16 protein-coding genes and 1 tRNA gene are annotated in these 25,164 nt (G+C 70.2%); 14 read left to right on the plus strand and 3 right to left on the minus strand.

Annotated features, from left to right (window positions below; genetic code table 11):
* The first annotated feature begins 167 nt into the window (after nucleotides 1–167).
* From ACHFIV_RS06975 to ACHFIV_RS06985, 3 genes are all read left to right on the plus strand, one after another.
* Nucleotides 168–240: transfer RNA gene (locus tag ACHFIV_RS06975), tRNA-Thr, on the plus strand.
* Nucleotides 241–453: 213 nt separating this feature from the next.
* Nucleotides 454–747, plus strand: a complete 294-nt coding sequence (locus tag ACHFIV_RS06980) for an ArsR/SmtB family transcription factor (RefSeq protein ID WP_398964728.1) — start codon at nucleotides 454–456, stop codon at nucleotides 745–747.
* Complete coding sequence (locus tag ACHFIV_RS06985) at nucleotides 744–1,130, plus strand: VOC family protein (protein WP_398964730.1); 387 nt, start codon at nucleotides 744–746, stop codon at nucleotides 1,128–1,130. Before ACHFIV_RS06980 ends, ACHFIV_RS06985 begins: the two co-directional genes overlap by 4 nt.
* Nucleotides 1,131–1,243: 113 nt before the next feature.
* Here the strand turns inward: ACHFIV_RS06985 and ACHFIV_RS06990 are convergent, their stop codons facing one another.
* Nucleotides 1,244–3,871, minus strand: coding sequence for a SpoIIE family protein phosphatase (locus ACHFIV_RS06990; RefSeq protein WP_398964732.1), 2,628 nt, complete (start codon nucleotides 3,869–3,871; stop codon nucleotides 1,244–1,246).
* Between the two features lie 402 nt (nucleotides 3,872–4,273).
* On the opposite strand from ACHFIV_RS06990, the gene ACHFIV_RS06995 reads away from it, so the two are divergent.
* The 11 genes from ACHFIV_RS06995 (at nucleotide 4,274) to ACHFIV_RS07045 (ending at nucleotide 19,404) form a co-directional block, all read left to right on the plus strand.
* Nucleotides 4,274–9,703: a HAMP domain-containing protein gene (locus ACHFIV_RS06995; protein WP_398964734.1), complete on the plus strand. Its 5,430-nt coding sequence runs from the start codon at nucleotides 4,274–4,276 to the stop codon at nucleotides 9,701–9,703.
* Nucleotides 9,704–9,947: 244 nt separating this feature from the next.
* The gene (locus ACHFIV_RS07000) at nucleotides 9,948–10,628 is read left to right on the plus strand and encodes a two-component system response regulator (protein WP_398964736.1); all 681 of its coding nucleotides are present in this window, start codon (nucleotides 9,948–9,950) and stop codon (nucleotides 10,626–10,628) included.
* 110 nt (nucleotides 10,629–10,738) lie between these two features.
* Nucleotides 10,739–13,513, plus strand: a complete 2,775-nt coding sequence (locus tag ACHFIV_RS07005; RefSeq protein WP_398964738.1) for a DNA translocase FtsK — start codon at nucleotides 10,739–10,741, stop codon at nucleotides 13,511–13,513.
* A 213-nt stretch (nucleotides 13,514–13,726) separates the two neighbouring features.
* A complete protein-coding gene (locus tag ACHFIV_RS07010; protein WP_398964740.1) occupies nucleotides 13,727–14,527 on the plus strand; it encodes a helix-turn-helix domain-containing protein in 801 nt (266 codons plus the stop codon).
* A gap of 172 nt (nucleotides 14,528–14,699) precedes the next feature.
* A complete protein-coding gene (gene rimO / locus ACHFIV_RS07015) occupies nucleotides 14,700–16,178 on the plus strand; it encodes a 30S ribosomal protein S12 methylthiotransferase RimO (protein ID WP_398964742.1) in 1,479 nt (492 codons plus the stop codon).
* Complete coding sequence (gene pgsA, locus ACHFIV_RS07020) at nucleotides 16,175–16,996, plus strand: CDP-diacylglycerol--glycerol-3-phosphate 3-phosphatidyltransferase (RefSeq protein WP_398964744.1); 822 nt, start codon at nucleotides 16,175–16,177, stop codon at nucleotides 16,994–16,996. The genes rimO and pgsA overlap by 4 nt, the downstream gene beginning before the upstream one ends.
* A complete protein-coding gene (locus ACHFIV_RS07025; RefSeq protein ID WP_398964746.1) occupies nucleotides 16,993–17,505 on the plus strand; it encodes a CinA family protein in 513 nt (170 codons plus the stop codon). Before pgsA ends, ACHFIV_RS07025 begins: the two co-directional genes overlap by 4 nt.
* Nucleotides 17,506–17,614: 109 nt before the next feature.
* Nucleotides 17,615–17,998 carry a helix-turn-helix domain-containing protein gene (locus ACHFIV_RS07030; RefSeq protein ID WP_398964748.1) on the plus strand — a complete coding sequence of 128 codons (384 nt, stop codon included), beginning with the start codon at nucleotides 17,615–17,617 and terminating at the stop codon, nucleotides 17,996–17,998.
* A gap of 216 nt (nucleotides 17,999–18,214) precedes the next feature.
* Nucleotides 18,215–18,685, plus strand: coding sequence for a Dps family protein (locus tag ACHFIV_RS07035; RefSeq protein ID WP_398964749.1), 471 nt, complete (start codon nucleotides 18,215–18,217; stop codon nucleotides 18,683–18,685).
* 37 nt (nucleotides 18,686–18,722) lie between these two features.
* Nucleotides 18,723–18,911 (plus strand): CsbD family protein, encoded by a 189-nt coding sequence (locus ACHFIV_RS07040; RefSeq protein WP_398964751.1) that lies wholly within the window; start codon nucleotides 18,723–18,725, stop codon nucleotides 18,909–18,911.
* A gap of 253 nt (nucleotides 18,912–19,164) precedes the next feature.
* Complete coding sequence (locus ACHFIV_RS07045) at nucleotides 19,165–19,404, plus strand: hypothetical protein (protein WP_398964752.1); 240 nt, start codon at nucleotides 19,165–19,167, stop codon at nucleotides 19,402–19,404.
* Between the two features lie 137 nt (nucleotides 19,405–19,541).
* Here the strand turns inward: ACHFIV_RS07045 and ACHFIV_RS07050 are convergent, their stop codons facing one another.
* On the minus strand, nucleotides 19,542–20,348 hold the full coding sequence (locus ACHFIV_RS07050; RefSeq protein ID WP_398964754.1) for an Fpg/Nei family DNA glycosylase: 807 nt from the start codon (nucleotides 20,346–20,348) through the stop codon (nucleotides 19,542–19,544).
* A 57-nt stretch (nucleotides 20,349–20,405) separates the two neighbouring features.
* Nucleotides 20,406–25,109, minus strand: a complete 4,704-nt coding sequence (locus tag ACHFIV_RS07055) for an Lhr family ATP-dependent helicase (RefSeq protein ID WP_398964756.1) — start codon at nucleotides 25,107–25,109, stop codon at nucleotides 20,406–20,408.
* Between the last annotated feature and the right edge of the window lie 55 nt (nucleotides 25,110–25,164).

Below are 25,164 nucleotides of genomic sequence, written 5' to 3' on the forward strand. Positions count from 1 at the left end.
CCAGGCGCTTCCCCCCCACCCCTGTGCGTCGGCGCTGGAAGGCGGGACGGCCGGGCGGGGGCCGTCGGGCGGAGGCTCGGCCGCATCGGCGCAGCACAACGTGAAACCGGTGGTACTGAGCACCCCCGGATTCGGGTATGCTTTACCTCGTTGCCGCAAGGCAGCAGGCCCCAATAGCTCAGTCGGTAGAGCGTCTCCATGGTAAGGAGAAGGTCTGCGGTTCGATTCCGCATTGGGGCTCAGCTAGAAGAAAGGCCCCCGCCTGTGGCGGGGGCCTTTCTTGTCTCCCGGGGCCGCACTGGACTACCTCAGGGCATCAGTCGGCCGCGCGGACGTTGTCCGGTCGCCGGCTCCTGGACGGCATGACTGCCGAAAGCACAGGCGCAGCGGTGTACGCCGTAGCGGTCAACACCGCCTTGATAGGCAAGTCGATGCTTGCCTATAGTGCCGTTCATGGCGGAGGATGTCTTCAAGGCCCTGGCCGACCCCACCCGTCGGCTCATTCTCGACGAGCTGGTGGACCGGGACGGGCAGACGCTGTTCGAGATCTGCGCACGGCTGGTGACCAAACACGGTCTGGGGCTGTCCCGGCAGGCGATCAGCCAGCACCTGGCCGTTCTGGAAAGCGCGGATCTGGTTCGTTCGCGGCGCCAGGGCCGCTACAAGTTCCATGACCTGAACACCCAGCCCCTCGAGTGCATCGTGACCCGATGGCTCAGGGCCGACCCACCGGAGAGCACCCCATGAAGATCCACCTTTCCAGCGTCTTCGTCGATGACCAGGACAAGGCTCTCGGCTTCTACACGGACGTACTGGGCTTCGTGAAGAAGACCGAGGTTCCGCTGGGGGAGGACCGGTGGCTGACCGTGGTCTCGCCCGAGGACCCCGAGGGGACCGAACTGCTGCTGGAGCCCGACCGTCACCCCGCGGTGCAGCCGTACAAGACGGCCCTCGTCGAGGACGGCATCCCGGCGGCCTCGTTCGCGGTGGACGACGTACCCGCCGAGTACAGCCGGCTGCGCGGGCTCGGCGTGCGGTTCACCCAGGAGCCGCTCGAGATGGGCCCGGTGACCACTGCGGTACTGGACGACACCTGCGGCAATCTGATCCAGATCGTGCACAGCAAGTAGAGGCCCGGCGCACGCGGTGGCCCGGTCGCAGCTGCCGTTCCGTGGGCCCGGGCGGCGGCGGCCCCGGCCACCGGCGGACGGAGCCGGGCACGGCCGGAATGACGCCGCCTGACTCAGAGGCTGTGCGGCTCCGGGACACGCATGGCCAGGATGGCCATGTCGTCGGACGCCGGCTCCGCGGCGAAGCGTTCGACGGCCCGCAGGATGCGGCCCGCGACCGCCCCGGCCGTCAGGCCCGTGCACACGGCCAGGACGTCGGCCAGTCCGTCGTCGCCCAGCATGCGGGTCCCCTCGCGGCGTTCGGTGACTCCGTCGGTCACACACAGGAGCACGTCACCGGGCTCCAGCGTGACCTCCTGCTCGTACAGCTCGAGGTCCTCGATCACACCCAGGAGCGGCTGCGGCTCGGCTGCCGCCTCCACGGAGCCGTCCTGGCGCAGCCGTAGAGGCAGAGGGTGACCCGCGCAGACCACCTTCAGGAGGGCGCTCCCGTCCTCCTGCGGCCACAGCTCCCCGTAGAGCAGGGTGAGGAAGCGGCTGCGCGCGCCCTCGTCCAGGATGGCGGCGTTGAGCCGCTCCAGGACCGCCGGTCCGCCGAACCCCTCGCGGGCCAGCAGACGCAGGGCGTGCCGGGCGAGGCCTGTGACGGCTGCCGCCTCCGGACCCGTGCCGCAGACGTCACCGATGGCGAAACCGTAGGCGCCGTCACGGATGGGGAAGACGTCGTAGAAGTCGCCGCCGACCTCGTTGCCCTCTCCCGCCGCGCGGTAGATGACCTCGATCTCGACGTTGGGCACGTCCGGGAGGCCGGGTGGCAGGAGGCTGCGCTGGAGCGACTGGCTGATGGCCATGCGCTCGGAGTACAGGCGCGCGTTGTCGAGGGCCAGAGCGGCCCGTCGGGACAGGTCCTCGGCCAGTTCCAGGATCTCCTGGCGGAAGTGTTCGTCGGACGGCTTGCCGAGCGTGAGCATGCCGATCACGCGGTTCCTCGCCACCAGCGGCAGGACCACGGTCTCGCCGCCGACGGCGGCCGCGGTCGCCAGCGTGGTGCGGGCAGCAGCCCCCATGCTGAGGGGGGCGTCCCTGCCCAGGGTGCGCCTGGACGTGCGCAGGGCGGCCTGTTGGCCGGCTTCCGTGGGAGCCGGCCAGAGGCGGGCGCCGGGGGCCGGGACGGGGTCCGGCGGATCGATGGAGGAGAGCAGGGCCTTGAGCCCGTCGATGCGCTCCTCGTCCTCGTGGAGCACGTAGGAGAGGTACGGCTCCGATGACTGGTCCGCGATGGTGTAGACGGCGCACCAGGTGGCCAGGGTGGGCACGGTCATCTGAGCCATCAGAGCCAGTGTCTGGTCCCTGTCCAGGGTCCCGGCCAGCAGGTCCGACGCCTCGACGAGGAAGGACAGTGAGCCGCGGCGCAGGCGCTCCAGTTCGCCGAGCCGTGCCGACTCGACGGCCAGGGCGATCCGGTCCGCGGCGAACTGGAGACGCAGGGCCTCCTCGTTGGAATACCGCCCGGCCGCTTCGGCGGCGACCCCCAGGGAGCCCGTGAGACGGCCCTCGACCTTGAGCGGGACCGTCACGACCGAGCGCATCCCGGTGTCGCTGAGCAACGGGACGGCGCCCGGTACGACGGTGAGGTCCTCATGGACGGCGGGCATGCGGGCGGAGCCGTACCGGCCCGTGCCGGCCTCCACGGGGACCCGTGCGAAACGCTGGCGGGCCGACGGGAGCCCGGTGGTCGCTCGGACCTCCAGCTCGGTCTCGTCATCGGTGGCCAGCAGCAGGAACGCGGCGTCGGCGTCCAGCATGTCGCGTGCCCGCTCGACGGTCCGCTGGAGCAGCCCGTCCAGGTCGTCGGGAGCCGGGGAACCGATGAAGATCTCGAACGGGTCCGTGCTGCGGTGGTCGGCCGAGGTGTCGGTGACGGGCGCGCGCACCGGCGTCTGGAGCACGGCGCGTTCGTAGTCGCGCACCAGGAGGCAGACCGTCGAGGGCTCGCCGTCGGCGTCGCGGACCCGGAGGTGCGAGGCGTAGACCGGGATGACCCGGCCGTCGGCGCCGCGGATCCCGTAGCTGCCCTCCCACCGGGAGAGCTGCAGCGCGTCGGCGATGCCGGTGTTGGTGCCCGGTGTGTGCGGCCACGCCACGAAGTCGGTCAGCTGCTTGCCGTCGACCTTCTCCGCGGGGTAGCCGAAGAGGAAGGAGGCGTCGTCGTTCCACGACGCGATGGCGCCGGAGCCGTCGGTCTGGACGACGGCCACCCGTACACGCTGTTCCGCGACGGGCAGCAGAGCGGTGGGCAGGACCGGGCTCGCCGAGCGGATGCCCACGGGGCGCTCCGGAAGGTCGAGCTGGAACCACACGTGTTTGTGCGTCGGGGTGTACTCGACGCCCCAGCGGGAGGCGAGAGCCGCACAGAGCAGCAGACCACGGCCGCCCTCCCGGTCCGGGCTGCCGAAGTCCAGGCCGGAGCTCTGGAGCGGTACCTCCCGCTCGGGGTAGTGGTCGGAGACCTCGACGCGTACGCCGTCCTCCGTGCGCAGACACAGCACGTCGGCGGCCGTCCCCGCGTGCACGACCGCGTTGGTCACGAGTTCACTGGTAAGGACGACGGCGTCGTCGACGACATCCGTGTAGCCCCACCCCTGGAGGGTGTCGCGGACGAAGGCGCGGGCGGTCGCGACCGAGCGTCCGACCGGATCGAAGGTGGCAGCCGCGCGCGCGGTGATCACAGCACTCCCCATTTGGTGTCTCGTCGCTTCCCCGAGTCCTGTGCCCGTATGTCGCCGCTTCGATTCGCCTGCCAGGCTAGACGCTCCCCAGGTGTCGCGGGTACACGAGGGCGGACTTGGGTACGCAGGGGGACCGGCGGTTGTGCGCCGGGCGCACAATTGTGGGTCCCTCGGTGAGGAAAATGGGACGACCATGAGACCTTCCCCGTCCTCCCGTTCCGGCCTGGTACGTTTCAACGATTTGACGACCGCATAGTCACCCGTCGACGGTGTGCTGTGGCGGTGAGCCAAAGTGGAATTGGGCAAGCTTCCGATAACGGCCCGAGCGGTACGGTCAACCCCTGCGGGAGGGACACGGTGGAGTCTGGCGTGGCGGCGCGGGGTTCAGAAACGCGCACAAAAGGCGGGCAGTCCGTGAAAAAGCAGCGCAATGGCACCGTCGAAGTGGACGCGGCAGCTCTGAACAGACTGCTCTCGGCCCTCGTGGCGATGCGTGACGGAAACTTCCGCAGGCGGCTCACCGTCTCCGGCGACGGCGTACTCACGGAGATCGCCGCGGTCTTCAATGAAGTGGCCGACCGCAACCTGCACCTGACGGGCGAGCTCGCCCGTGTGCGTCGCGTGGTGGGGCGCGAGGGGAAGCTCACCGAGCGCCTGGAGACCGGCGCCTGCGAGGGCTCCTGGGCCGCTGCCATCGACGCCTCCAACGAGCTCGTCGACGACCTGGCGCGACCGGTGTCCGAAGTCGGACGGGTACTCTCCGCGGTCGCGGACGGTGACCTCGAGCAGCGCATGGAACTGCGCACCCACACGGCGGACGAGACCGTACGTCCGCTGCGCGGCGAGTTCCTGAAGGTCGCCCGCACGGTCAACAACCTGGTCGACCAGCTGTCGGCCTTCACCGAACAGGTGACGAGGGTCGCGGTCGAGGTCGGCACGGAGGGCAAACTGGGCGGTCAGGCCCAGGTGCGCGGCATGTCCGGGTCCTGGAAGGACCTCACGGACTCCGTGAACACCATGGCCTACCGGCTCACCGCCCAGGTGCGCGACATCGCCCTGGTGACGACGGCTGTGGCCAAGGGGGACCTGTCACGGAAGGTCACCGTCCATGTGGCCGGTGAGATGCTCCAGCTGAAGAACACCGTCAACACGATGGTGGACCAGCTGTCGTCCTTCTCCTCCGAGGTGACCCGGGTCGCCCGAGAGGTGGGGACCGAGGGCGAACTGGGCGGCCAGGCGACGGTTCCGGGGGTGGCGGGGGTCTGGAAGGACCTCACCGACTCCGTGAACACCATGGCCGGCAACCTCACGTCACAGGTGCGCGGCATCGCCGAGGTGACCACGGCCGTCGCCAACGGGGACCTGTCGCAGAAAGTGACCGTGAGCGCCCGGGGTGAGGTCGCGCAGCTCGCCGAGACGATCAACCAGATGACCGAGACGCTGCGTACGTTCGCCGACGAGGTGACGCGCGTGGCGAGCGAGGTCGGAGGCGAGGGCCTGCTCGGTGGCCAGGCCCAGGTGCCGGGTGCCGCGGGCACCTGGAAGGACCTCACCGACTCGGTCAACACGGTCTTCCGCAACCTGACGACGCAGGTGCGTGACATCGCGCAGGTGACCACCGCGGTGGCCAGCGGTGACATGACGCAGAAGGTCACCGTCGACGTGGCCGGGGAGATGCTGGAGCTGAAGAACACCGTCAACACGATGGTGGACCAGCTCCAGGCCTTCGGTTCGGAGGTCACCAGGGTCGCCCGGGAGGTCGGGGTCGAGGGCCGGCTCGGCGGCCAGGCCGAGGTACCGGGGGCGGCGGGGACCTGGAAGGACCTCACCGACTCGGTGAACACCGCGTTCCGCAACCTCACGGGACAGGTACGTGACATCGCGCAGGTGACCACGGCCGTCGCCAACGGCGATCTGTCGCAGAAGGTCACCGTCGACGTAGCCGGCGAGATGCTGGAGCTGAAGAACACCGTCAACACGATGGTCGCTCAGCTGTCCAACTTCGCCGACCAGGTGACGCGCATGGCCAGGGACGTCGGCACGGAGGGCCGTCTGGGCGGTCAGGCCCGCGTCGACGGTGTCTCCGGTACGTGGAAGGAGCTCACCGACTCCGTCAACTTCATGGCCGGAAACCTGACCTCCCAGGTGCGCCAGATCGCCCAGGTGACCACTGCGGTGGCGCGGGGTGACCTGTCGCAGAAGATCGACGTGGACGCCCGGGGCGAGATCCTGGAGCTGAAGAACACCATCAACACGATGGTCGACCAGCTCTCCGCCTTCGCCGACCAGGTGACACGCGTGGCCCGGGAGGTCGGCACCGACGGCCGTCTCGGCGGCCAGGCCCAGGTCCCGGGTGTGGCAGGCGTCTGGCGCGACCTGACCGACTCGGTGAACGGCATGGCGGGCAACCTCACCGCCCAGGTGCGCAACATCGCCCAGGTCGCCACTGCGGTGGCGCGGGGTGACCTGTCGCAGAAGATCGACGTGGACGCCCGGGGCGAGATCCTGGAGCTGAAGAACACCCTCAACACCATGGTCGACCAGCTCTCGAACTTCGCGGAGCAGGTCACCCGGGTGGCCCGTGAGGTGGGCACGGAGGGCATCCTCGGCGGACAGGCCGAGGTGCAGGGGGTCTCCGGTACGTGGAAGGACCTCACCCAGTCCGTCAACGGCATGGCGAACAACCTGACGCTCCAGGTGCGCAACATCGCCGAGGTCACCACCGCGGTCGCCAAGGGCGACCTCTCCAAGAAGATCACCGTCGACGCCAAGGGTGAGATCCTCGAGCTGGTGACGACCGTGAACACGATGGTCGACCAGCTGATGAACTTCGGTGACGAGGTGACCCGGGTGGCCCGCGAGGTGGGCACCGAGGGCATCCTCGGCGGACAGGCCCGGGTGCGCGGTGCGACCGGCATCTGGAAGGACCTCAGCGAGAACGTCAACCTGATGGCCAACAACCTGACGAGTCAGGTGCGGAACATCTCCCGGGTCTCCTCGGCGGTCGCCAACGGTGACCTGACGAAGAAGGTCACGGTCGAGGCACGCGGTGAGGTCGCCGAACTCGCCGACACCGTCAACACGATGGTGACGACGCTGTCCTCGTTCGCCGACGAGGTGACCCGGGTGGCCCGCGAGGTGGGCACCGAGGGGGAGCTGGGCGGCCAGGCACGCGTCCCGGGCGTCTCCGGCACCTGGAAGGACCTCACCGAGTCGGTGAACTCGATGGCGTCCAACCTGACGGGACAGGTGCGCCAGATCGCCACGGTCACCACGGCCATCGCCAAGGGCGATCTCACCAAGAAGATCGACATCGACGCGCGCGGCGAGATCCTCGAGCTGAAGAACACCATCAACACGATGGTCGACCAGCTCTCCTCGTTCGCCGAGCAGGTCACCCGGGTGGCGCGTGAGGTGGGGACCGAGGGTCAGCTGGGCGGGCAGGCACGCGTCCGCGACGTCGACGGGACCTGGCGCGACCTCACCGAGTCGGTGAACGAGATGGCAGGGAACCTGACCCGCCAGGTGCGTGCCATCGCGGCCGTCGCCACCGCGGTGACCCGGGGCGACCTCAACCTCAAGATCGACGTGGACGCCGCAGGCGAGATCCAGGTACTGCAGGACAACATCAACACGATGATCGCCAATCTGCGCGACACCACGCTCGCCAACAAGGAGCAGGACTGGCTCAAGGGCAACCTCGCCAGGATCTCCGGCCTGATGCAGGGCCGTCGCGACCTGGACGACGTCGCCTCGCTGATCATGAGCGAGCTCACGCCGGTCGTCTCCGCCCAGCACGGCGCGTTCTTCCTGGCCATGGCCACGGGCGACGGGGACGAGGTCGGTTCGGACGCCGGCAAGGAGGGCTCGTACGAGCTGCGCATGCGCGGCAGTTACGGCTACTCGGCGGGATCCATGCCGACGTCCTTCCGGCCCGGTGAGACCCTCATCGGCACGGCGGCCGAGGAGAAGCGGACCATCCAGGTGGACAACGTGCCGCCGGGCTACCTGAAGATCTCCTCGGGGCTCGGCGAGGCACCGCCCGCGCACGTGATCGTGCTTCCGGTGCTCTTCGAGGGCCAGGTGCTCGGTGTCATCGAGCTGGCGTCCTTCCAGCCGTTCACCCACATCCAGCGTGACTTCCTCAACCAGCTCGCCGAGATGATCGCCACGAGCGTCAACACCATCAGCGTCAACACCAAGACGGAGAAGCTCCTCGAGCAGTCACAGGAGCTCACCGAGCAGCTGCGTGACCGCTCGCAGGAGCTCGAGAACCGGCAGAAGGCGCTGCAGGCCTCCAACGCCGAACTGGAGGAGAAGGCCGAGCTGCTCGCGCAGCAGAACCGCGACATCGAGGTGAAGAACACCGAGATCGAGGAGGCGCGGCAGGTACTGGAGGAGCGCGCCGAACAGCTCGCCGTGTCGATGCGCTACAAGTCCGAGTTCCTGGCCAACATGTCGCACGAGCTGCGTACGCCGCTCAACTCCCTCCTCATCCTGGCCAAGCTGCTCGCGGACAACGCGGAGGGCAACCTCTCGCCGAAGCAGGTCGAGTTCGCCGAGACGATCCACGGAGCGGGTTCCGACCTGCTCCAGCTGATCAACGACATCCTCGACCTGTCCAAGGTCGAGGCGGGCAAGATGGACGTCAGTCCGACCAGGATCGCCCTGGTGCAGCTGGTCGACTACGTGGAGGCGACGTTCCGGCCGCTCACCGCCGAGAAGGGGCTCGACTTCTCCGTACGGGTGTCCCCGGAGCTTCCCGCCACGCTGCACACGGACGAGCAGCGGCTGCTGCAGGTCCTGCGCAACCTCCTGTCGAACGCCGTGAAGTTCACCGACAGCGGTGCTGTCGAGCTGGTGATCCGGCCGGCCGGCGCCGACGTCCCGAACGCCATCAGGGAGCACCTGCTGGAGGCGGGCTCACTGCGGGACGCCGACGGCGACCTGATCGCCTTCTCGGTCACCGACACCGGGATCGGCATCGCGTCCAGCAAGATGCTGGTGATCTTCGAGGCGTTCAAGCAGGCGGACGGTACGACCAGCCGCAAGTACGGGGGGACCGGCCTCGGCCTCTCCATCAGCCGGGAGATCGCCCGTCTGCTGGGCGGCGAGATCCACGCGGCGAGTGAACCGGGCCGGGGGTCGACCTTCACGCTGTACCTGCCCCTGCACCCGAGCGAGCTGCCTCCGCAGGGCTACCCGCAGATGGGGCCGGGCCCCATCGAGATCCACGCCGGTTCCGCCGAGGGAGCCGCGCACCTGGAGGCTTCGCAGGGCGCGGGCGCCGAGCAGCGCCTGGGCGACCCCGCCAACTCCGCAGGGGTGTTCAGGCGCCGCCGCAAGGCCCTGGGCGGGGCGGCTCAGCGTCCCGCCCTGGCGAACGGCAGGGCCGAGGAGGCCGCGGCGCCCGAGGAGTGGGTGCAGAGCCCGCAGGAGGAGCCGGAACCCCGCCGGACGTTCCGCTTCCACGGGGAGAAGGTGCTGATCGTCGACGACGACATCCGTAACGTCTTCGCCCTCACCAGCGTGCTGGAGCAGCACGGACTGTCGGTGCTGTACGCGGAGAACGGGCGCGAGGGCATCGAAGTCCTCGAGCAGCACGACGATGTGACGATCGTTCTGATGGACATCATGATGCCCGAGATGGACGGCTACGCGACGACGACGGCGATCCGCCGGATGCCGCAGTTCGCGGGACTGCCGATCGTCGCGCTGACCGCCAAGGCCATGAAGGGCGACCGCGAGAAGGCGATCGACTGCGGGGCCTCCGACTACGTGACCAAGCCGGTCGATTCCGACCATCTGCTGTCGGTGATGGAGAACTGGATGCGCGGGGAGTGAGCGGGCCGGGGGCGGCTCTCCGGAGGCCGCCCGTCCGGTGTGCGTGGACGGGTGTGAGGGAGTGGATTCCGGGGAACCTTCTGGTCTTCGACCGCGTTTTCGTTATGTGCACAGTGACATCGCGGTGACAGGGTGTGGTGACGGGCGGGGTGCAGCTACCATGACCGGCACAAGGACGGACGGCGTAAGGGAGTCGTCCCCTGGGGCGGCACCCGGTGCGATTCCGGGGCGAGGAGGACGGGCCATGGTGCAGAAGGCCAAGATCCTCCTGGTCGATGACCGGCCGGAGAATCTGCTGGCGCTGGAGGCCATCCTCTCTGCGCTCGATCAGACACTGGTACGGGCATCGTCAGGGGAGGAAGCGCTCAAGGCGCTGCTCACGGACGATTTCGCGGTCATTCTGCTGGACGTACAGATGCCCGGCATGGACGGATTCGAGACGGCCGCGCACATCAAGCGGCGGGAGCGGACCCGGGACATCCCGATCATCTTCCTGACCGCGATCAACCACGGCCCGCATCACACCTTCCGGGGTTATGCGGCGGGTGCGGTGGACTACATCTCGAAGCCCTTCGACCCATGGGTGCTGCGTGCCAAGGTCTCGGTCTTCGTCGAGCTGTACATGAAGAACTGCCAGTTGCGTGAACAGGCGGCGCTGCTGCGTCTCCAGCTCGAGGGCGGCACCCCGCCGGGCGCCCACGAGAAGGAGCCGGCCGGTCTCCTCGCCGAGCTCTCGGCGCGGCTCGCCGCGGTCGAGGAGCAGGCGGAGGCCCTGTCCAAGCAGCTGGACGACGAATCGGCGGACGCGGCGGCCGTGGCCACCGCCGCCCATCTCGAGCGCAAGCTCACCGGACTGCGCCGGGCCCTCGACGCACTGGAACCCGGTGCGGGCGGCTCCGCGGCCGGCCTGCCTTCGCAAGGCTGACGTGCGACTGCTGAGGGCGCGTCAGTTCAGCACCCTCACAAGGGCGACACGGAAGAGTGAAGCCGTGGGCACACGTGTCCACCGGCGTGAGCACCGGTAACCTCAGTCACATGGCCTCACGTACGTCCGGCAAGGGTTCCCTGGGTACGGCGGGCACCGCGAAGGGTGCCGGCCGTTCCCAGGGACCGGCGAAGAAAGCCGCGCCCGCCAAGAAGGCGGCCGCGAGGAAGACGGTGCCCGCCAAGAGGGGGCCCGCCAAGAAGACCGCGGCGAAGAAACCCGTGCCCAGGCCCGCGCCGTCCCCCACGGGGGGCGTGTACAGGTTCATCCGTGCGCTCTGGCTCGGCACCGCGCACGGCGTGGGAGCCGTGTTCCGTTCCATAGGGCGCGGCGCGAAGGGACTTGACCCGGCGCACCGCAAGGACGGACTGGCGCTGCTGCTCCTGGGCCTCGCGCTGGTCGTGGCGGCGGGTACCTGGTCGCATCTGCAGGGCCCTGTCGGCGACCTCGTCGAGATGCTCGTGACGGGGGCGTTCGGCCGGCTCGACCTGCTGGTGCCGATCCTGCTGGGCGCCGTCGCGGTGCGGCTGATCCTCTACCCGGAGAAGCCCGAGGCCAACGGCCGTATCGTCATCGGGCTCTCCGCACTCGTCATCGGGGTGCTCGGCCAGGTGCACATCGCTTGCGGCTCGCCAGGCCGCGAGGACGGCACGGGCGCCATGCAGGACGCCGGCGGGCTGATCGGATGGGGCGCTTCCCAGCCCCTCGTCTTCATGATGGGCGAGGTCCTCGCGGTCCCGCTGCTCCTGCTGCTGACCGTCTTCGGGCTTCTGGTCGTCACCGCCACCCCGGTGAACGCGATTCCCCGGCGGCTCCGGCAGCTCGGCGTCAGGCTCGGCGTCGTCGAACCGGTGTACGTGCCGGGTGAGGAGGAGGGGAGCGACGACGAGCGGTACGACGAGCAGTGGCGCGAGGCGCTGCCCGGGCGCTCGCGGCGTTCCCCGGCACGACGCGCGGACCCGGACGGGGCATACGGCGTCGATGACGCCGAGGACGAGGTACCGGCCAAGCGGCGCCGGTCCCGCAGGCCGTCCGCCCAGCCTGCGATGAACCGGCCGATGGACGCCGTGGACGTGGCGGCCGCCGCGGCTGCCGCGCTCGACGGTGCCGTGCTCAACGGCATGCCGCCGTCGCCGGTCGTCGCCGATCTGACCCAGGGCGTCTCCACGGAGCGGGAACGGACCGGCACGCCGGTCCCCGGGGCGCGTTCGGCCGAGAAGACACCGTCCGGCGACGGAAGCGCGGGGAGGGGTGCCGCGCCCTCCGGCGGGGTACCGGATCTGACGAAGCCCGTCCCCGAGCGGTCCGGTCCGCTGCCCGCCCGTGCCGAGCAGCTTCAGCTTGCCGGCGACATCACGTACGCGCTGCCCTCGCTCGACCTGCTGGAGCGCGGTGGCCCCGGGAAGACGCGCAGCGCCGCCAACGACGCGGTCGTCGCCTCACTGACCAACGTCTTCACGGAGTTCAAGGTCGACGCGTCGGTCACCGGCTTCACACGCGGTCCGACCGTCACCCGGTACGAGGTGGAGCTCGGCCCGGCCGTCAAGGTCGAACGGATCACCGCCCTCACCAAGAACATCGCCTACGCCGTCGCCAGTCCGGACGTCCGGATCATCTCCCCGATCCCGGGCAAGTCCGCCGTCGGCATCGAGATCCCCAACTCCGACCGGGAGATGGTCAATCTCGGCGACGTCCTGCGCCTCGCGGACGCGGCCGAGGACGACCACCCGATGCTGGTCGCGCTCGGCAAGAACGTCGAGGGCGGCTACGAGATGGCCAACCTGGCGAACATGCCGCACGTCCTGGTGGCCGGTGCGACCGGTTCCGGCAAGTCCTCCTGCATCAACTGTCTGATCACGTCGATCATGGTGCGGGCGACACCGGAGGACGTGCGGATGGTGCTCGTCGACCCGAAGCGTGTCGAGCTCACCGCCTACGAGGGCATTCCGCACCTCATCACGCCGATCATCACCAACCCGAAGAAGGCCGCGGAAGCGCTCCAGTGGGTGGTGCGGGAGATGGATCTGCGCTACGACGACCTCGCGGCCTACGGTTTCCGGCACATCGACGACTTCAACCACGCGGTACGCAGCGGCAAGGCCAAGGCGCCCGAAGGCAGCGAGCGTGAGCTCTCGCCGTACCCCTACCTGCTGGTCATCGTCGACGAGCTGGCGGACCTGATGATGGTGGCCCCGCGAGACGTCGAGGACTCCATCGTCAGGATCACCCAGCTGGCCCGCGCCGCCGGCATCCACCTGGTGCTCGCCACGCAGCGCCCCTCGGTCGATGTCGTGACCGGTCTGATCAAGGCCAACGTGCCCTCGCGGCTCGCCTTCGCGACCTCGTCGCTCGCGGACAGCCGGGTCATCCTCGACCAGCCCGGCGCCGAGAAGCTCATCGGAAAGGGTGACGGTCTGTTCCTGCCGATGGGGGCGAACAAGCCGACCCGTATGCAGGGGGCCTTCGTCACGGAGGGCGAGGTCGCGGCCGTCGTCCAGCACTGCAAGGATCAGATGACGCCGGTCTTCCGCGAGGACGTGGTGGCCGGCACGAAGCAGAAGAAGGAGATCGACGAGGACATCGGCGACGATCTCGACCTGCTCTGTCAGGCGGCCGAACTGGTCGTGTCCACCCAGTTCGGCTCGACGTCGATGCTGCAGCGCAAGCTCCGGGTCGGCTTCGCCAAGGCCGGTCGGCTGATGGATCTGATGGAGTCACGCAACATCGTGGGTCCGAGCGAGGGTTCCAAGGCCCGCGATGTCATGGTGAAGCCGGACGAACTCGACGGTGTGTTGGCCGTCATCCGCGGGGAAACCGCTTCGTAGGAGTTTTGCGGGCAACCGTTTCGCCCGGCCGTACGTCAAGTTGAAGGAAGGAACAGCGGGATGCTCCACCCTGCTCTCCGCCCTGTGCCCTGCCCGAGGGGCTCTCCGGCGAACCCGATGGCGTACAAAGTCGTCGCTCCCGGTTGCCCCACCCTTTCGCACCACCCCTAGACTGAACATCCAGCAGGTGGCTCACGCTCGAAAGGCGCCCCCGTGTCCATCGGCAACTCCCCCGAAGACGACCGGCCTTCGATCGGTCGCGCGCTTCAGCAGGCTCGTATCGCCGCAGGTCTGACGGTCGAGGAAGTCAGCAGCTCCACCCGGGTGCGCATGCCCATCGTGCACGCGATCGAGGAGGACGACTTCTCCCGCTGCGGCGGCGACGTCTACGCCCGCGGCCACATCCGTATGCTCGCCCGCGCCGTCCGTCTCGACCCCGACCCGCTGCTCGCGGAGTTCGAGGCCGAGCACGGCGGTGGACCCGCGCCCACGCCCGCGGCGCCCCTGTTCGAGGCGGAGAGGATCCGCTCCGAACCCCGTCGGCCCAACTGGACCGCGGCCATGGTCGCCGCGATCGTCGTCGTGGTCGGCTTCGTCGGCTTCACGCTGTTCAGCGGCGAGGACGAAGGGTCGGGCTCGGCTCAGGTCGCCGAGGGCTCCACACCTGACAGGACCACTCCCGAACCCACCGCCACCAAGCCCGCCGATCCCAAGCCCGTTCCCTCCGAAAGCGCCATCGCCGCCGCCCCGCAGGACAAGGTGACGGTCAGGCTGAGCGCCACCGAGGGCAAGAGCTGGATCTCCGCCAAGGACCACAACGGGCGGCTGCTCTTCGACGGGCTGCTGGCCCAGGGTGACTCCAAGACCTTCCAGGACAAGGAGCGGGTCGACCTCGTCCTCGGAGACGCCGGAGCGATCGACCTCTTCGTCAACGGCAAGAAGGTCGACGATCAGTTCGAGGCGGGTCAGGTCGAACGACTTTCGTACACCAAGGGTGACCCCGAGGTCGGGTGACCTGCCTTCCGCACCATGCTCGTCCGACGGTGAGTGCCCGGCAGTCCTGCCGGACACTCACCGTCGTCCTTGTCCCCGCGCTCCACCCCCCTCCACCGGCTGTCCGGTCACTCCGTGTAGCGGGGAACCCTGCTCGGCAGGGCGGGTGCCGGGACAAAGTAGTCTTGAGCCCATGCCCGAACGCCGTACCGTCGCCCTTGTCACTCTTGGCTGCGCCCGTAACGAGGTGGACTCGGAGGAGCTCGCAGGCCGCTTGGCAGCGGACGGCTGGGAGCTCGTCGAGAACGCCACGGACGCGGATGTCGCCGTCGTCAACACCTGTGGATTCGTCGAGGCCGCCAAGAAGGACTCCGTCGATGCCCTGCTCGAAGCCAACGATCTGAAGGATCACGGCAGAACCCAGGCCGTCGTGGCCGTCGGCTGCATGGCCGAGCGCTACGGCAAGGACCTCGCCGAGGCGCTGCCCGAAGCGGACGGCGTCCTCGGATTCGACGACTACGCCGACATCTCCGACCGCCTGCAGACCATCCTCAACGGAGGCATCCACGCCTCCCACACCCCCCGCGACCGGCGCAAGCTCCTGCCGATCAGCCCGGCCGAGCGGCAGGACTCCGCCGTCGCGCTGCCCGGACACGCCCAGGAGATCACGCCGGCTCCCGCGGACCTGCCGGAAGGTGTCGCGCCGGTCTCAGGCCCGCGGGCACCGCTGCGCCGCAGGCTGGGCACCAGCCCGGTCGCCTCGGTGAAGCTCGCCTCGGGCTGCGACCGGCGCTGCTCGTTCTGCGCCATCCCCTCCTTCCGCGGCTCGTTCATCTCGCGGCGTCCCTCCGACGTCCTGGGGGAGACCCGCTGGCTCGCCGAGCAGGGCGTCAAGGAGGTCATGCTCGTCTCCGAGAACAACACCTCCTACGGGAAGGACCTCGGGGACATCAGGCTCCTGGAGACCCTGCTGCCGGAGCTCGCCGACGTCGACGGGATCGAGCGGATCCGCGTCAGCTACCTGCAGCCCGCCGAGATGCGGCCGGGGCTGATCGACGTACTCACCTCGACGCCCAAGGTCGCTCCGTACTTCGACCTCTCGTTCCAGCACTCCGCCCCCGGCGTCCTGCGCGCGATGCGGCGGTTCGGGGACACGGACCGCTTTCTCGAGCTCCTGGACACCATTCGGTCGAAGGCGCCGCAGGCCGGTGCGCGCTCGAACTTCATCGTGGGCTTCCCCGGTGAGACGGAGGCCGACCTCGCCGAGCTCGAGCGCTTCCTCACGGGTGCGCGTCTGGACGCCATCGGGGTCTTCGGTTACTCGGACGAGGAGGGCACCGAGGCGGTCGGTTACGAGAACAAGCTGGACGCCGACGTCATCGCGGAGCGTCTCGCGCACATCTCGCAGCTCGCCGAGGAGCTGACCTCGCAGCGGGCCGAGGAGCGGATCGGGGAGACCCTCCAGGTACTCGTCGAGTCGGTGGACTCCGACGAGGACGGGCCCGTGGCGGTGGGCCGTGCCGCCCACCAGGCGCCGGAAACGGACGGCCAGGTCGTCTTCACCGCACGCGAAGGGCTTGTTCCGGGCCGTATGGTCGAAGCGAAGGCAGTGGGCACCGAGGGAGTGGACCTCGTGGCCGAACACCACGAGCTTGCGGAGGCAGCCAGATGACGGGAGCCCCGGCATCCGCGGCAGGCGGTTCCGGCGCGACGCCGGCGGCCCGCGGCGGGAAGCTGGGCGCGGCGGCTGTCAACCAGGCCGGCCTGTGGAACATCGCGAACATCCTCACGATGCTCCGGCTGCTGCTCGTCCCGGGTTTCGTCATGCTGCTCCTGCACGACGGTGGCTACGACCCGGTCTGGCGGTCGTTCGCATGGGCGGCCTTCGCCGTCGCGATGATCACCGACGTCTTCGACGGTCATCTGGCACGCACATACAACCTGGTCACCGATTTCGGGAAGATCGCCGACCCCATCGCCGACAAGGCGATCATGGGCGCCGCGCTGATCTGTCTGTCCGCGCTCGGGGATCTGCCGTGGTGGATCACCGGCGTGATCCTCTTCCGTGAGCTCGGCATCACCCTCATGCGTTTCTGGGTCATCCGGCACTCGGTGATCCCGGCGAGCCGTGGCGGGAAGGTGAAGACCCTGGCCCAGGGCATCGCCGTGGGGATGTACGTCCTGGCGCTCACGGGCCCTCTGGCGACGATGCGCTTCTGGGTGATGATGGCCGCCGTCGTCCTGACGGTCGTCACCGGACTCGACTACGTCCGCCAGGCCGTCGTGCTGCGACGCCGCGGGCTGGCGGCCGAGCGGGCCGCCGCCATGGCGGCGGTCGCGGCTGCCGCGGGCGGGACGGACGTCTCCGGACGGCGGTGCGCCGTGGGCGGGACGGCCGAGGCGGTCGTGGAGCCGATGGTGGAGCCCCTGGGGGAGCCGGTCGGCGAGCGCGTGGCGGGAAGTCGTGGCGCCGCGGAGGCGGAGCGGTGACGACCGCGGCGGCCCAGGTGCTGCGGCGGCTTCAGGAGCGCGGTGAGACGCTCGGGGTCGCCGAGTCCCTCACCGGCGGCCTGGTGGCCGCCGAGCTCACTTCGGTGCCCGGTGCCTCGCGGTGCTTCCGCGGATCCGTCACGGCCTATGCCACGCCCGTGAAGCGGGAACTGCTGGGCGTCGACGGCGCGCTCCTGGCCGAGCGCGGAGCGGTCGACCCGGAGGTGGCCCGTGCGATGGCCCTCGGCGTTCGCCGGGTCCTGGGCGCCGACTGGGGGGCCTCGACGACCGGGGTCGCGGGTCCCGACCCGCAGGACGGGAAGTCCGTGGGAACGGTCTACGTGGCCGTTTCGGGCCCCGGGGGTGTACAGAAAGTCGCCGAGCTGAGGTTGAACGGCGGGCGGGCGGACATCCGTAAGGAGAGCGTACGGAGCCTGCTCGAGCTGCTCTCCAATGAACTCGGCGAAGATGCGAGGGCACAGGATACGGAACAGATCGGGGGGAATTGATGTTTGCAGCCCTGAGTGAACACGACATCGCTCCCCGCACGGCCGCAGCGCGAGGCGGTACGGTGGGGCGTGAAGGATGCGGCTACGCGGTCCGAGGAGGGAGCCACCGATGATTCTGCTCCGTCGCCTGCTTGGTGACGTGCTGCGTCGGCAGCGCCAGCGCCAAGGCCGTACTCTGCGCGAAGTCTCCTCGTCCGCCCGAGTCTCGCTCGGCTATCTCTCCGAGGTGGAGCGGGGGCAGAAGGAGGCATCCTCCGAACTGCTCTCCGCCATTTGCGACGCGCTGGACGTACGGATGTCCGAGCTCATGCGTGAAGTGAGCGATGAACTGTCGCTGGCCGAGCTGGCCGAGTCGGCAGCAGCCAGTGATGCGGTGCCTGTACCAGTACGTCCGATGCTCAATTCCGTCTCCGTCGCGTCGGTCTCCGGCGTGCCGACGGGACGGGTGACCATCAAGGCGCCCGCGGAAGCGGTGGATGTCGTCGCCGCCTGACCGCACGCGTTTCGTGTGACGAAAGCCCCGGCCGGCCCCACAAGGGCCGGCCGGGGCTTTCGTCCGTCGCGGTGTGTGCGGAGCTGTTCGCGGGGCAGGCGCGGAGTGAGGCCGGTGTGGCCATTCTTCGGAACAGCCACCCGAATGACCGTTTCGCTCCATATGTGACATTGTGGACAGATGGTACGTCGAACAGCTACCTGAACGGAGAAGTGCATGTCTGTCGTGAAGAGCGCCCTGTCCGATGGTGACCGCAAGGTCGTGGGAGACGCCCTGCAAGGTGCGCTGGTCGACCTGGTCGACCTCTCCCTGGTGGCCAAGCAGGTCCACTGGAACGTGGTCGGCCCGCGCTTCCGCTCCGTGCACCTTCAGCTCGACGAAGTCGTCGACACGGCACGCCAGCACTCGGACACGGTTGCTGAGAGGGCTTCCGCGGTCGGCGTCAACCCGGACGGCCGGTCCCGGACGCTCGCGAAGACCACGGCGATCGATTCCGTGCCCGACGGCTGGATCAAGGACGTGGACGCGGTGCGCGTACTCGTCGACGCCCTGCGCGTGGTCATCGACCGCATGCGGGAGCGGATCGAGGCGACCGACGAACCGGACCCCATCAGCCAGGACATCCTCATCACGCTCACCGCGGATCTCGAGAAGCACGCGTGGATGTTCCAGGCGGAGCGTGCCTGAACCGAGTGCCTGAACCCGAAACGAGGAGGAGACAGCCGTGACGGACAAGAAGGCGATGGACAAGCTCAAGGGCAAGGCCAAGGAAGCGACCGGCAAGGTCAGCGGGGACCGCCGCAAGGAGGCCGAAGGCAAGTCGGACCAGGCCAAGGCCAAGGCTGAGGACGCGATGGGAGCGACCGGCGAGCGCGCCAAGGGCGTGAAGGACTCCCTCACCGACGACAGGTAGGACAGACGCCCACCGGTGTGCCCCCGCGGATCCTGCGGATCCCGGGGGCACCGGCATGCCCGGGGTCGGCCCCTGCGGGATGCAGCCGACGTCCGTCCGGGGGAAACTGCCGATGGGGCACACTTCTTCTCCCCGCAGCGGTCCCAGGAGAGCGCGCGCCGCTGCTTCGGTCCGCCCCGCGCGCCGCTGACGCGCCGGTGCGCCCTCCCGTCAGGACATCACCCCGTACTAGCGTCGGCCGGAGGAGGCAGCCATGGTGCGGAGACGGGTGCCGGCGCTCGTCCTCGGTGGCGTGTGGTGGTGGGCGGTGCTCCGGCTGCTCCTCGAGCCCGGACACGCCGGACTGGTCGAGGGCGCGGTGGCTGCCGGGGGGTGGGGGCTGAGCCTCCTGCCGGTGCACGTGGCGGCCTCGGTGCGACCGGAGCGGACCGCCGGCGAACCGGCGGCGAAGGGCACCGGTACCCACCCCTGCCGGTCCGACATACCCCCGTAGGCCGTACCGATACCGCAGGCGCCGCGGGGGCACCGCATGCGCGCGGGGGCCACCCGGTGTACCAGCCGGTTGTGTCGCGCCGCAGCGGACGGGGAGGGATCGTCCCCGCCATGCCGGCCGGCGGGACCGGTGACCTCTCAGTCCGTGGGGCCGGACTGGCAGTGCGGACACCAGTAGGTCGGGCGGTCGTCGCGGACCGTCCTGCGGATGGGTGTGCGGCAGCGCAGGCAGGGGCGGCCGGCTCGCCCGTAGACGAAGAGACGTTCCCGTGTGGGCCTGCGGGACATGGCAGCCGTCGCCCTGGTCGTGGTCCGTACCGGGCGGTCGCGGTTGGCTTCCAGGAGTTGCTTGGCCGTACTGACCAGACGTGCGGCGACCGGCAGGGAGAGCTCGCCCACCGGCAGCCATGGCGTCGCACGGGCCATGAAACAGAGCTCACACATGTAGACGTTGCCGATCCCGGCGAGATTGCGCTGGTCGAGCAAGGCGTCCCCGACACGGCGCCCGGGATCGGCGAGCAGATTGCGCAGTGCGGTGTCCGGGTCCCAGCCGGGTCCCAGCAGGTCGGGCCCTAGGTGGCCGACGACCTTCTCCTCGTCCTCCGTGCGGAGCAGTTCGAGGACGGGCAGCCGGTAGCCGACGGCAGTGTGCTCCGCCGTGGCGAGCACCGCGCGGACCTCGTGGGAGGGGCCGCCCCGCCAGCGCTCGTCCGGGGCGTACACACGCCAGGCGCCTTCCATGCGCAGATGACTGTGCAGGGTGAGGCCGTCCTGGAAGCGGGTGAGCAGGTGCTTGCCGCGCGCCGTGGCACCCAGAACCCTGCGACCGGTCAGGTCGGCCGTGGCGAACCGGGGCACCCGCAGGTCCGAGACCGTCAGTACCTGGCCGGCGAGTGCCGCGTCGAGACGGCGGGCGGTCTGCAGGACGGTGTCACCTTCGGGCATGCGTCCATGATGCGCTCACATGCGCGTCCGTGGTGCCGGTCCCCGCCGTGCCCGGCCTCACGCGCGCAGTCGCAGACCGCGCGGTGTGGCGAGGAAACCGGCGGCCTCCAGGGTGCGGCCCAGCGGAGACGTCAAGGAGGAGGCGCCGTTCGTGCGCTCCACCGTGACCGTGCCCAGGCTCCCCGCGCGGGCAGCTGACGCGAGCGCCTCGGCCGCGGCACGGAGGGCGGGGTCGGCGGGGTCCGTGGGCCACGCCAGGAGGGACTTGCCGCCGCGTTCCATGTAGAGCGTGAGCTCGCCGTCCACGAGGACCACCAGGGCACCCGCCTTGCGCCCCGGTTTGTGCCCCGCACCGTCCGGCGACTCCGGCCAGGGCAGAGCGGCGCCGTACGCGTTGGCAGGATCCGCCGCCGCGAGGACCAGCGCCCGGGGAGCCGAGCCCGGGTCCGCGCGGTCGCGTGCGGTGGAGGCCGCCCTGAGCCGGTCGACGGCGCCGTCCATGGCGAACTGGGCCGCCCCCAGACCCTCCACTACATAACCGCGTCGGGCCTGCCCGCTGTCCTCGAACGCGGCAAGGATGCGGTAGACCGCCGAGAAACCGCCCTCGACGCCCTCGGCCTGCACCGCGCCCCGGGTCACCACACCGTGGCGGTCGAGGAGCGTACGGGCCAGGGCGTGCGCGCGATGGGTCGGTTCGGGCTCGGCCGGGGGCAGCAGAGACCAGCGCCCCGAAACGGTCGGCGGACCCGTTCGGGACGCGGGGCGGGCGGCCGCGGTCAGGGACCCGTAACGGCCGCGGGGCACGTTGCGCTTCGCACGGTGCGCGGTGGAGCCCGCCGTGCGCCCCGAGCCCAGGAGCGAACGCAGAGGAGCGAGGGTGTCATTGGTGAGACGCCCGGACCAGACCAGGTCCCAGAGCACGTCGGCCAGCTGGGGATCGGCGCAGTCCGGGTGGGTGGTGGCCCGGACCTGGTCGGCGATCTGCCGGAAGAAGAGCCCGTACCCGCCGGACAGGACAGTGAGAACCGACTCGTGCAGCGCGGTCTCCTCCAGCGGGTGGGGTGCGGGGAGGAGCAGGGGCGCGCTGTCCGCCAGATAGACGGAGAGCCAGCCGTCCTTTCCGGGGAGTGCGCCCGCGCCTGCCCAGACGACCTCGCCGGTGGTGGTGAGTTCGTCGAGCATCGCGGGGGTGTAGCCCGCGACGCGGCTCGGGAGGACGAGCTTCTCCAGGGCGGATGCGGGCACCGGGGAGCCCTGCAGCTGCTCGATGGCGCGGGCCAGCCCGTCGATGCCGCGCAGGCTGTTGTCGCCGATGTGCTGCCACTGGGGGAGGAAGCCGGCCAGGGCGGCGGGCGGAACCGGCTCCAGCTCCTGGCGGAGCGCGGCGAGCGAGCGGCGGCGCAGCCGCCGCAGGACGGTCGCGTCGCACCACTCCTGGCCGATGCCCGCCGGGTGGAACTCACCCTGGACGACACGGCCCGACGCGGCCAGCCGCTGCAGGGCCCCGTCCGTGACCGCTGGACCGAGACCGAAACGGCCGGCCGCCTGAGTGGTGGTGAACGGGCCGTGCGTACGGGCGTACCGCGCGAGGAGGTCGCCGAGCGGATCCTTGACCGGCTCGGTGAACGCCTCGGGAACGCCCACGGGAAGGGCCGTCCCGAGTGCGTCCCGCAGCCGGCCGGCGTCCTCGACGGCTGCCCAGTGGGGGGTTCCGCCGATACGGACCTGGATGGCACGCCGGGACGTCGCCAGCTCCGGTGCCCAGGCCGGTTCCGCGCCGCGCTCCGCCAGTTCGGCGTCGGTGAGGGGGCCGAGGACGCGGAGGAGATCGGCGGCCCCCTCGACGTCCTTGATCTTCCTGTCGTCGGTCAGCCACTGCAGTTCCCGCTCCAGCTCGCCGAGGACGTCGGCGTCGAGCAGCTCGCGCAGCTCCGCCTGGCCGAGCAGCTCGGCCAGGAGATGGGAGTCGAGCGAGAGGGCCGCCGCCCGGCGCTCGGCGAGAGGCGAATCACCCTCGTAGAGGAACTGCGCGACGTAGCCGAAGAGGAGCGAGCGGGCGAACGGCGACGGCTCGGGCGTGGTGACCTCGACCAGACGGATGCGGCGCGCCTCGAGGTCACCCATCAGTTCGGTGAGGCCCGGGACGTCGAACACGTCCTGGAGGCACTCACGGACCGCCTCCAGGACGATGGGGAACGAGCCGAACTCGGAGGCGACCTGGAGCAGCTGGGACGCGCGTTGACGCTGCTGCCACAGGGGGGTGCGCTTACCCGGGGTGCGCCGGGGCAGCAACAGGGCGCGTGCGGCACATTCGCGGAACCGGGAGGCGAACAGGGCCGATCCCCCGACCTGGTCGGTGACGACCTGGCTGATCTCACCCTTGTCGAACACCACGTCGGTGGCTCCGACCGGGGGCTGCTCGCTGTCGTACCCGGCGGCGGGGAAGCCCGGACCGGCACCGGCGCGTCCGGGACCGCCGCCGGCATCGTCCTGGGCCGGATCGAAGTCGAGGAGGTCGAGACCCATCAGATCGGCGTCGGGCAGCCGCAGCACGATGCCGTCGTCGGCGTGCATGACCTGTGCGTCCATCCCGTACCGCTCACCGAGCCTGGCGGACAGAGCGAGAGCCCACGGTGCGTGCACCTGGGCACCGAACGGCGAATGCACCACGACCCGCCAGTCACCCAGCTCGTCCCGGAACCTCTCGACGAGGACGGTCCGGTCGTCCGGCACGTGACCGCAGGCGCGGCGCTGCTCGTCGAGGTAGGACAGGAGGTTCTCCGCAGCCCAGGCGTCGAGTCCGGCGGAGAGCAGCCGGAGCCTGGCGTCCTCCCCGGACAGGCCCCCGATCTCCCGGAGGAACGCGCCCAGCGCACGGCCCAGTTCCAGCGGGCGCCCCAGCTGGTCGCCCTTCCAGAACGGCAGCCGGCCCGGGACCCCGGGGGCGGGCGAGACCAGGACCCTGTCCCTGGTGATGTCCTCGATCCGCCAGGACGTGGTGCCCAGTGTGAAGACGTCACCGACCCGCGACTCGTAGACCATCTCCTCGTCCAGCTCGCCGACGCGCCCGCCGCCCTTCTTCGGATCGGCGCCGGCCAGGAAGACGCCGAACAGCCCGCGGTCGGGAATGGTGCCGCCCGAGGTGACCGCGAGCCGCTGGGCACCGGGGCGTCCCGTGACCGTGCCGGTGACGCGGTCCCACACCACGCGTGGCCGCAACTCCGCGAAGGCGTCGGACGGGTAACGCCCGGCGAGCATGTCGAGCACGGCGGTGAACGCGGATTCGGGGAGCGAGGCGAAGGGGGCCGCCCGGCGGGCGAGGGCGAGCAGGTCGTCGGCCTGCCAGCTGTCGAGCGCCACCATGGCGACGATCTGCTGGGCGAGCACGTCCAGCGGGTTGGACGGGATCCGCAGCGCCTCGATGGCGCCCTCGCGCATCCGCTCGGTGACGACGGCCGCCTGCACCAGGTCGCCGCGGTACTTCGGGAAGACCACGCCTGTGGACACCGCGCCGACCTGGTGACCGGCACGCCCCACACGCTGCAGCCCGGAGGCCACGGACGGAGGTGACTCGACCTGGATCACCAGGTCGACCGCGCCCATGTCGATCCCCAGCTCAAGGCTGGAGGTGGCGACGACGGCGGGCAGCCTGCCCGCCTTGAGGTCCTCCTCGACCTGGGAGCGCTGCTCCTTCGACACCGAGCCGTGATGCGCGCGGGCGAGGACGGCCGGTGCTCCCTTCGCGGCTCCCGACTGGGCCATGATCTCGGCGGGGGAGTGGGCCTCGGGCAGGGGGACCCCGGCCTCCCGCCCCTCGTCGGAAGCGGTGCCGGTCGCGCGCTCGTGGGCGATCTCGTTCAGCCGGTTGCACAGGCGCTCCGCCAGCCGCCGGGAGTTGGCGAAGACGATCGTGGAACGGTGGGACTGCACGAGATCGGCGATCCGCTCCTCGACATGGGGCCAGATCGACGGCTTCTCCGCCTGGCCGCCCTCGTCCCCGGTGGCGGGGGAGCCGCTCAGCTCGCCGAGATCCTCCACCGGTACCACCACGGACAGGTCGAACTCCTTGGTGGACGGGGGCTGGACGATCTCCACCCTCCGCCGGGGCGAGAGGAACCGCGCGACCTCGTCCACCGGACGGACCGTCGCCGACAGCCCGATACGCCGCGCGGGGGCGGGCAACAGCTCGTCCAGACGCTCCAGGGACACGGCGAGGTGGGCGCCGCGCTTGGTGCCCGCGACGGCGTGCACCTCGTCCACGATCACCGTCTCCACCCCGGCCAGTGCGTCCCGGGCCGACGAGGTGAGCATCAGGAACAGCGATTCGGGAGTGGTGATCAGGATGTCCGGAGGCTTCGTCGCCATCGAACGGCGCTCGGCCGCGGGAGTGTCGCCGGAGCGGATCCCCACCCGCACCTCCGGTTCCGGCAGGCCGAGGCGCACCGACTCCTGGCGGATCCCCGTCAACGGCGAACGCAGATTCCGCTCCACGTCGACGGCGAGCGCCTTCATCGGTGACACGTACAGCACCCGGCAGCGCTTCTTCGCCTCGGCCGGCGGCGGGACGGCCGCCAGCCGGTCCAGGGAAGCGAGGAACGCGGCGAGCGTCTTACCCGATCCGGTCGGCGCGACGACCAGTACGTCCGAGCCCTCGCCGATGGCACGCCAGGCACCCTCCTGCGCCGCGGTGGGCGCGTCGAACGCGCCCGCGAACCAGCCGCGGGTCGCGGGCGCGAACGAATCGAGTGCTGAACCGGCCATGCCCTCCATCGTGCACCCCGCCACTGACAACGGCCGGTGGACGTGGCCGCCGTCC

It is taken from the genome of Streptomyces sp. ALB3, assembly GCF_044385685.1.
Lineage (GTDB): Bacteria > Actinomycetota > Actinomycetes > Streptomycetales > Streptomycetaceae > Streptomyces.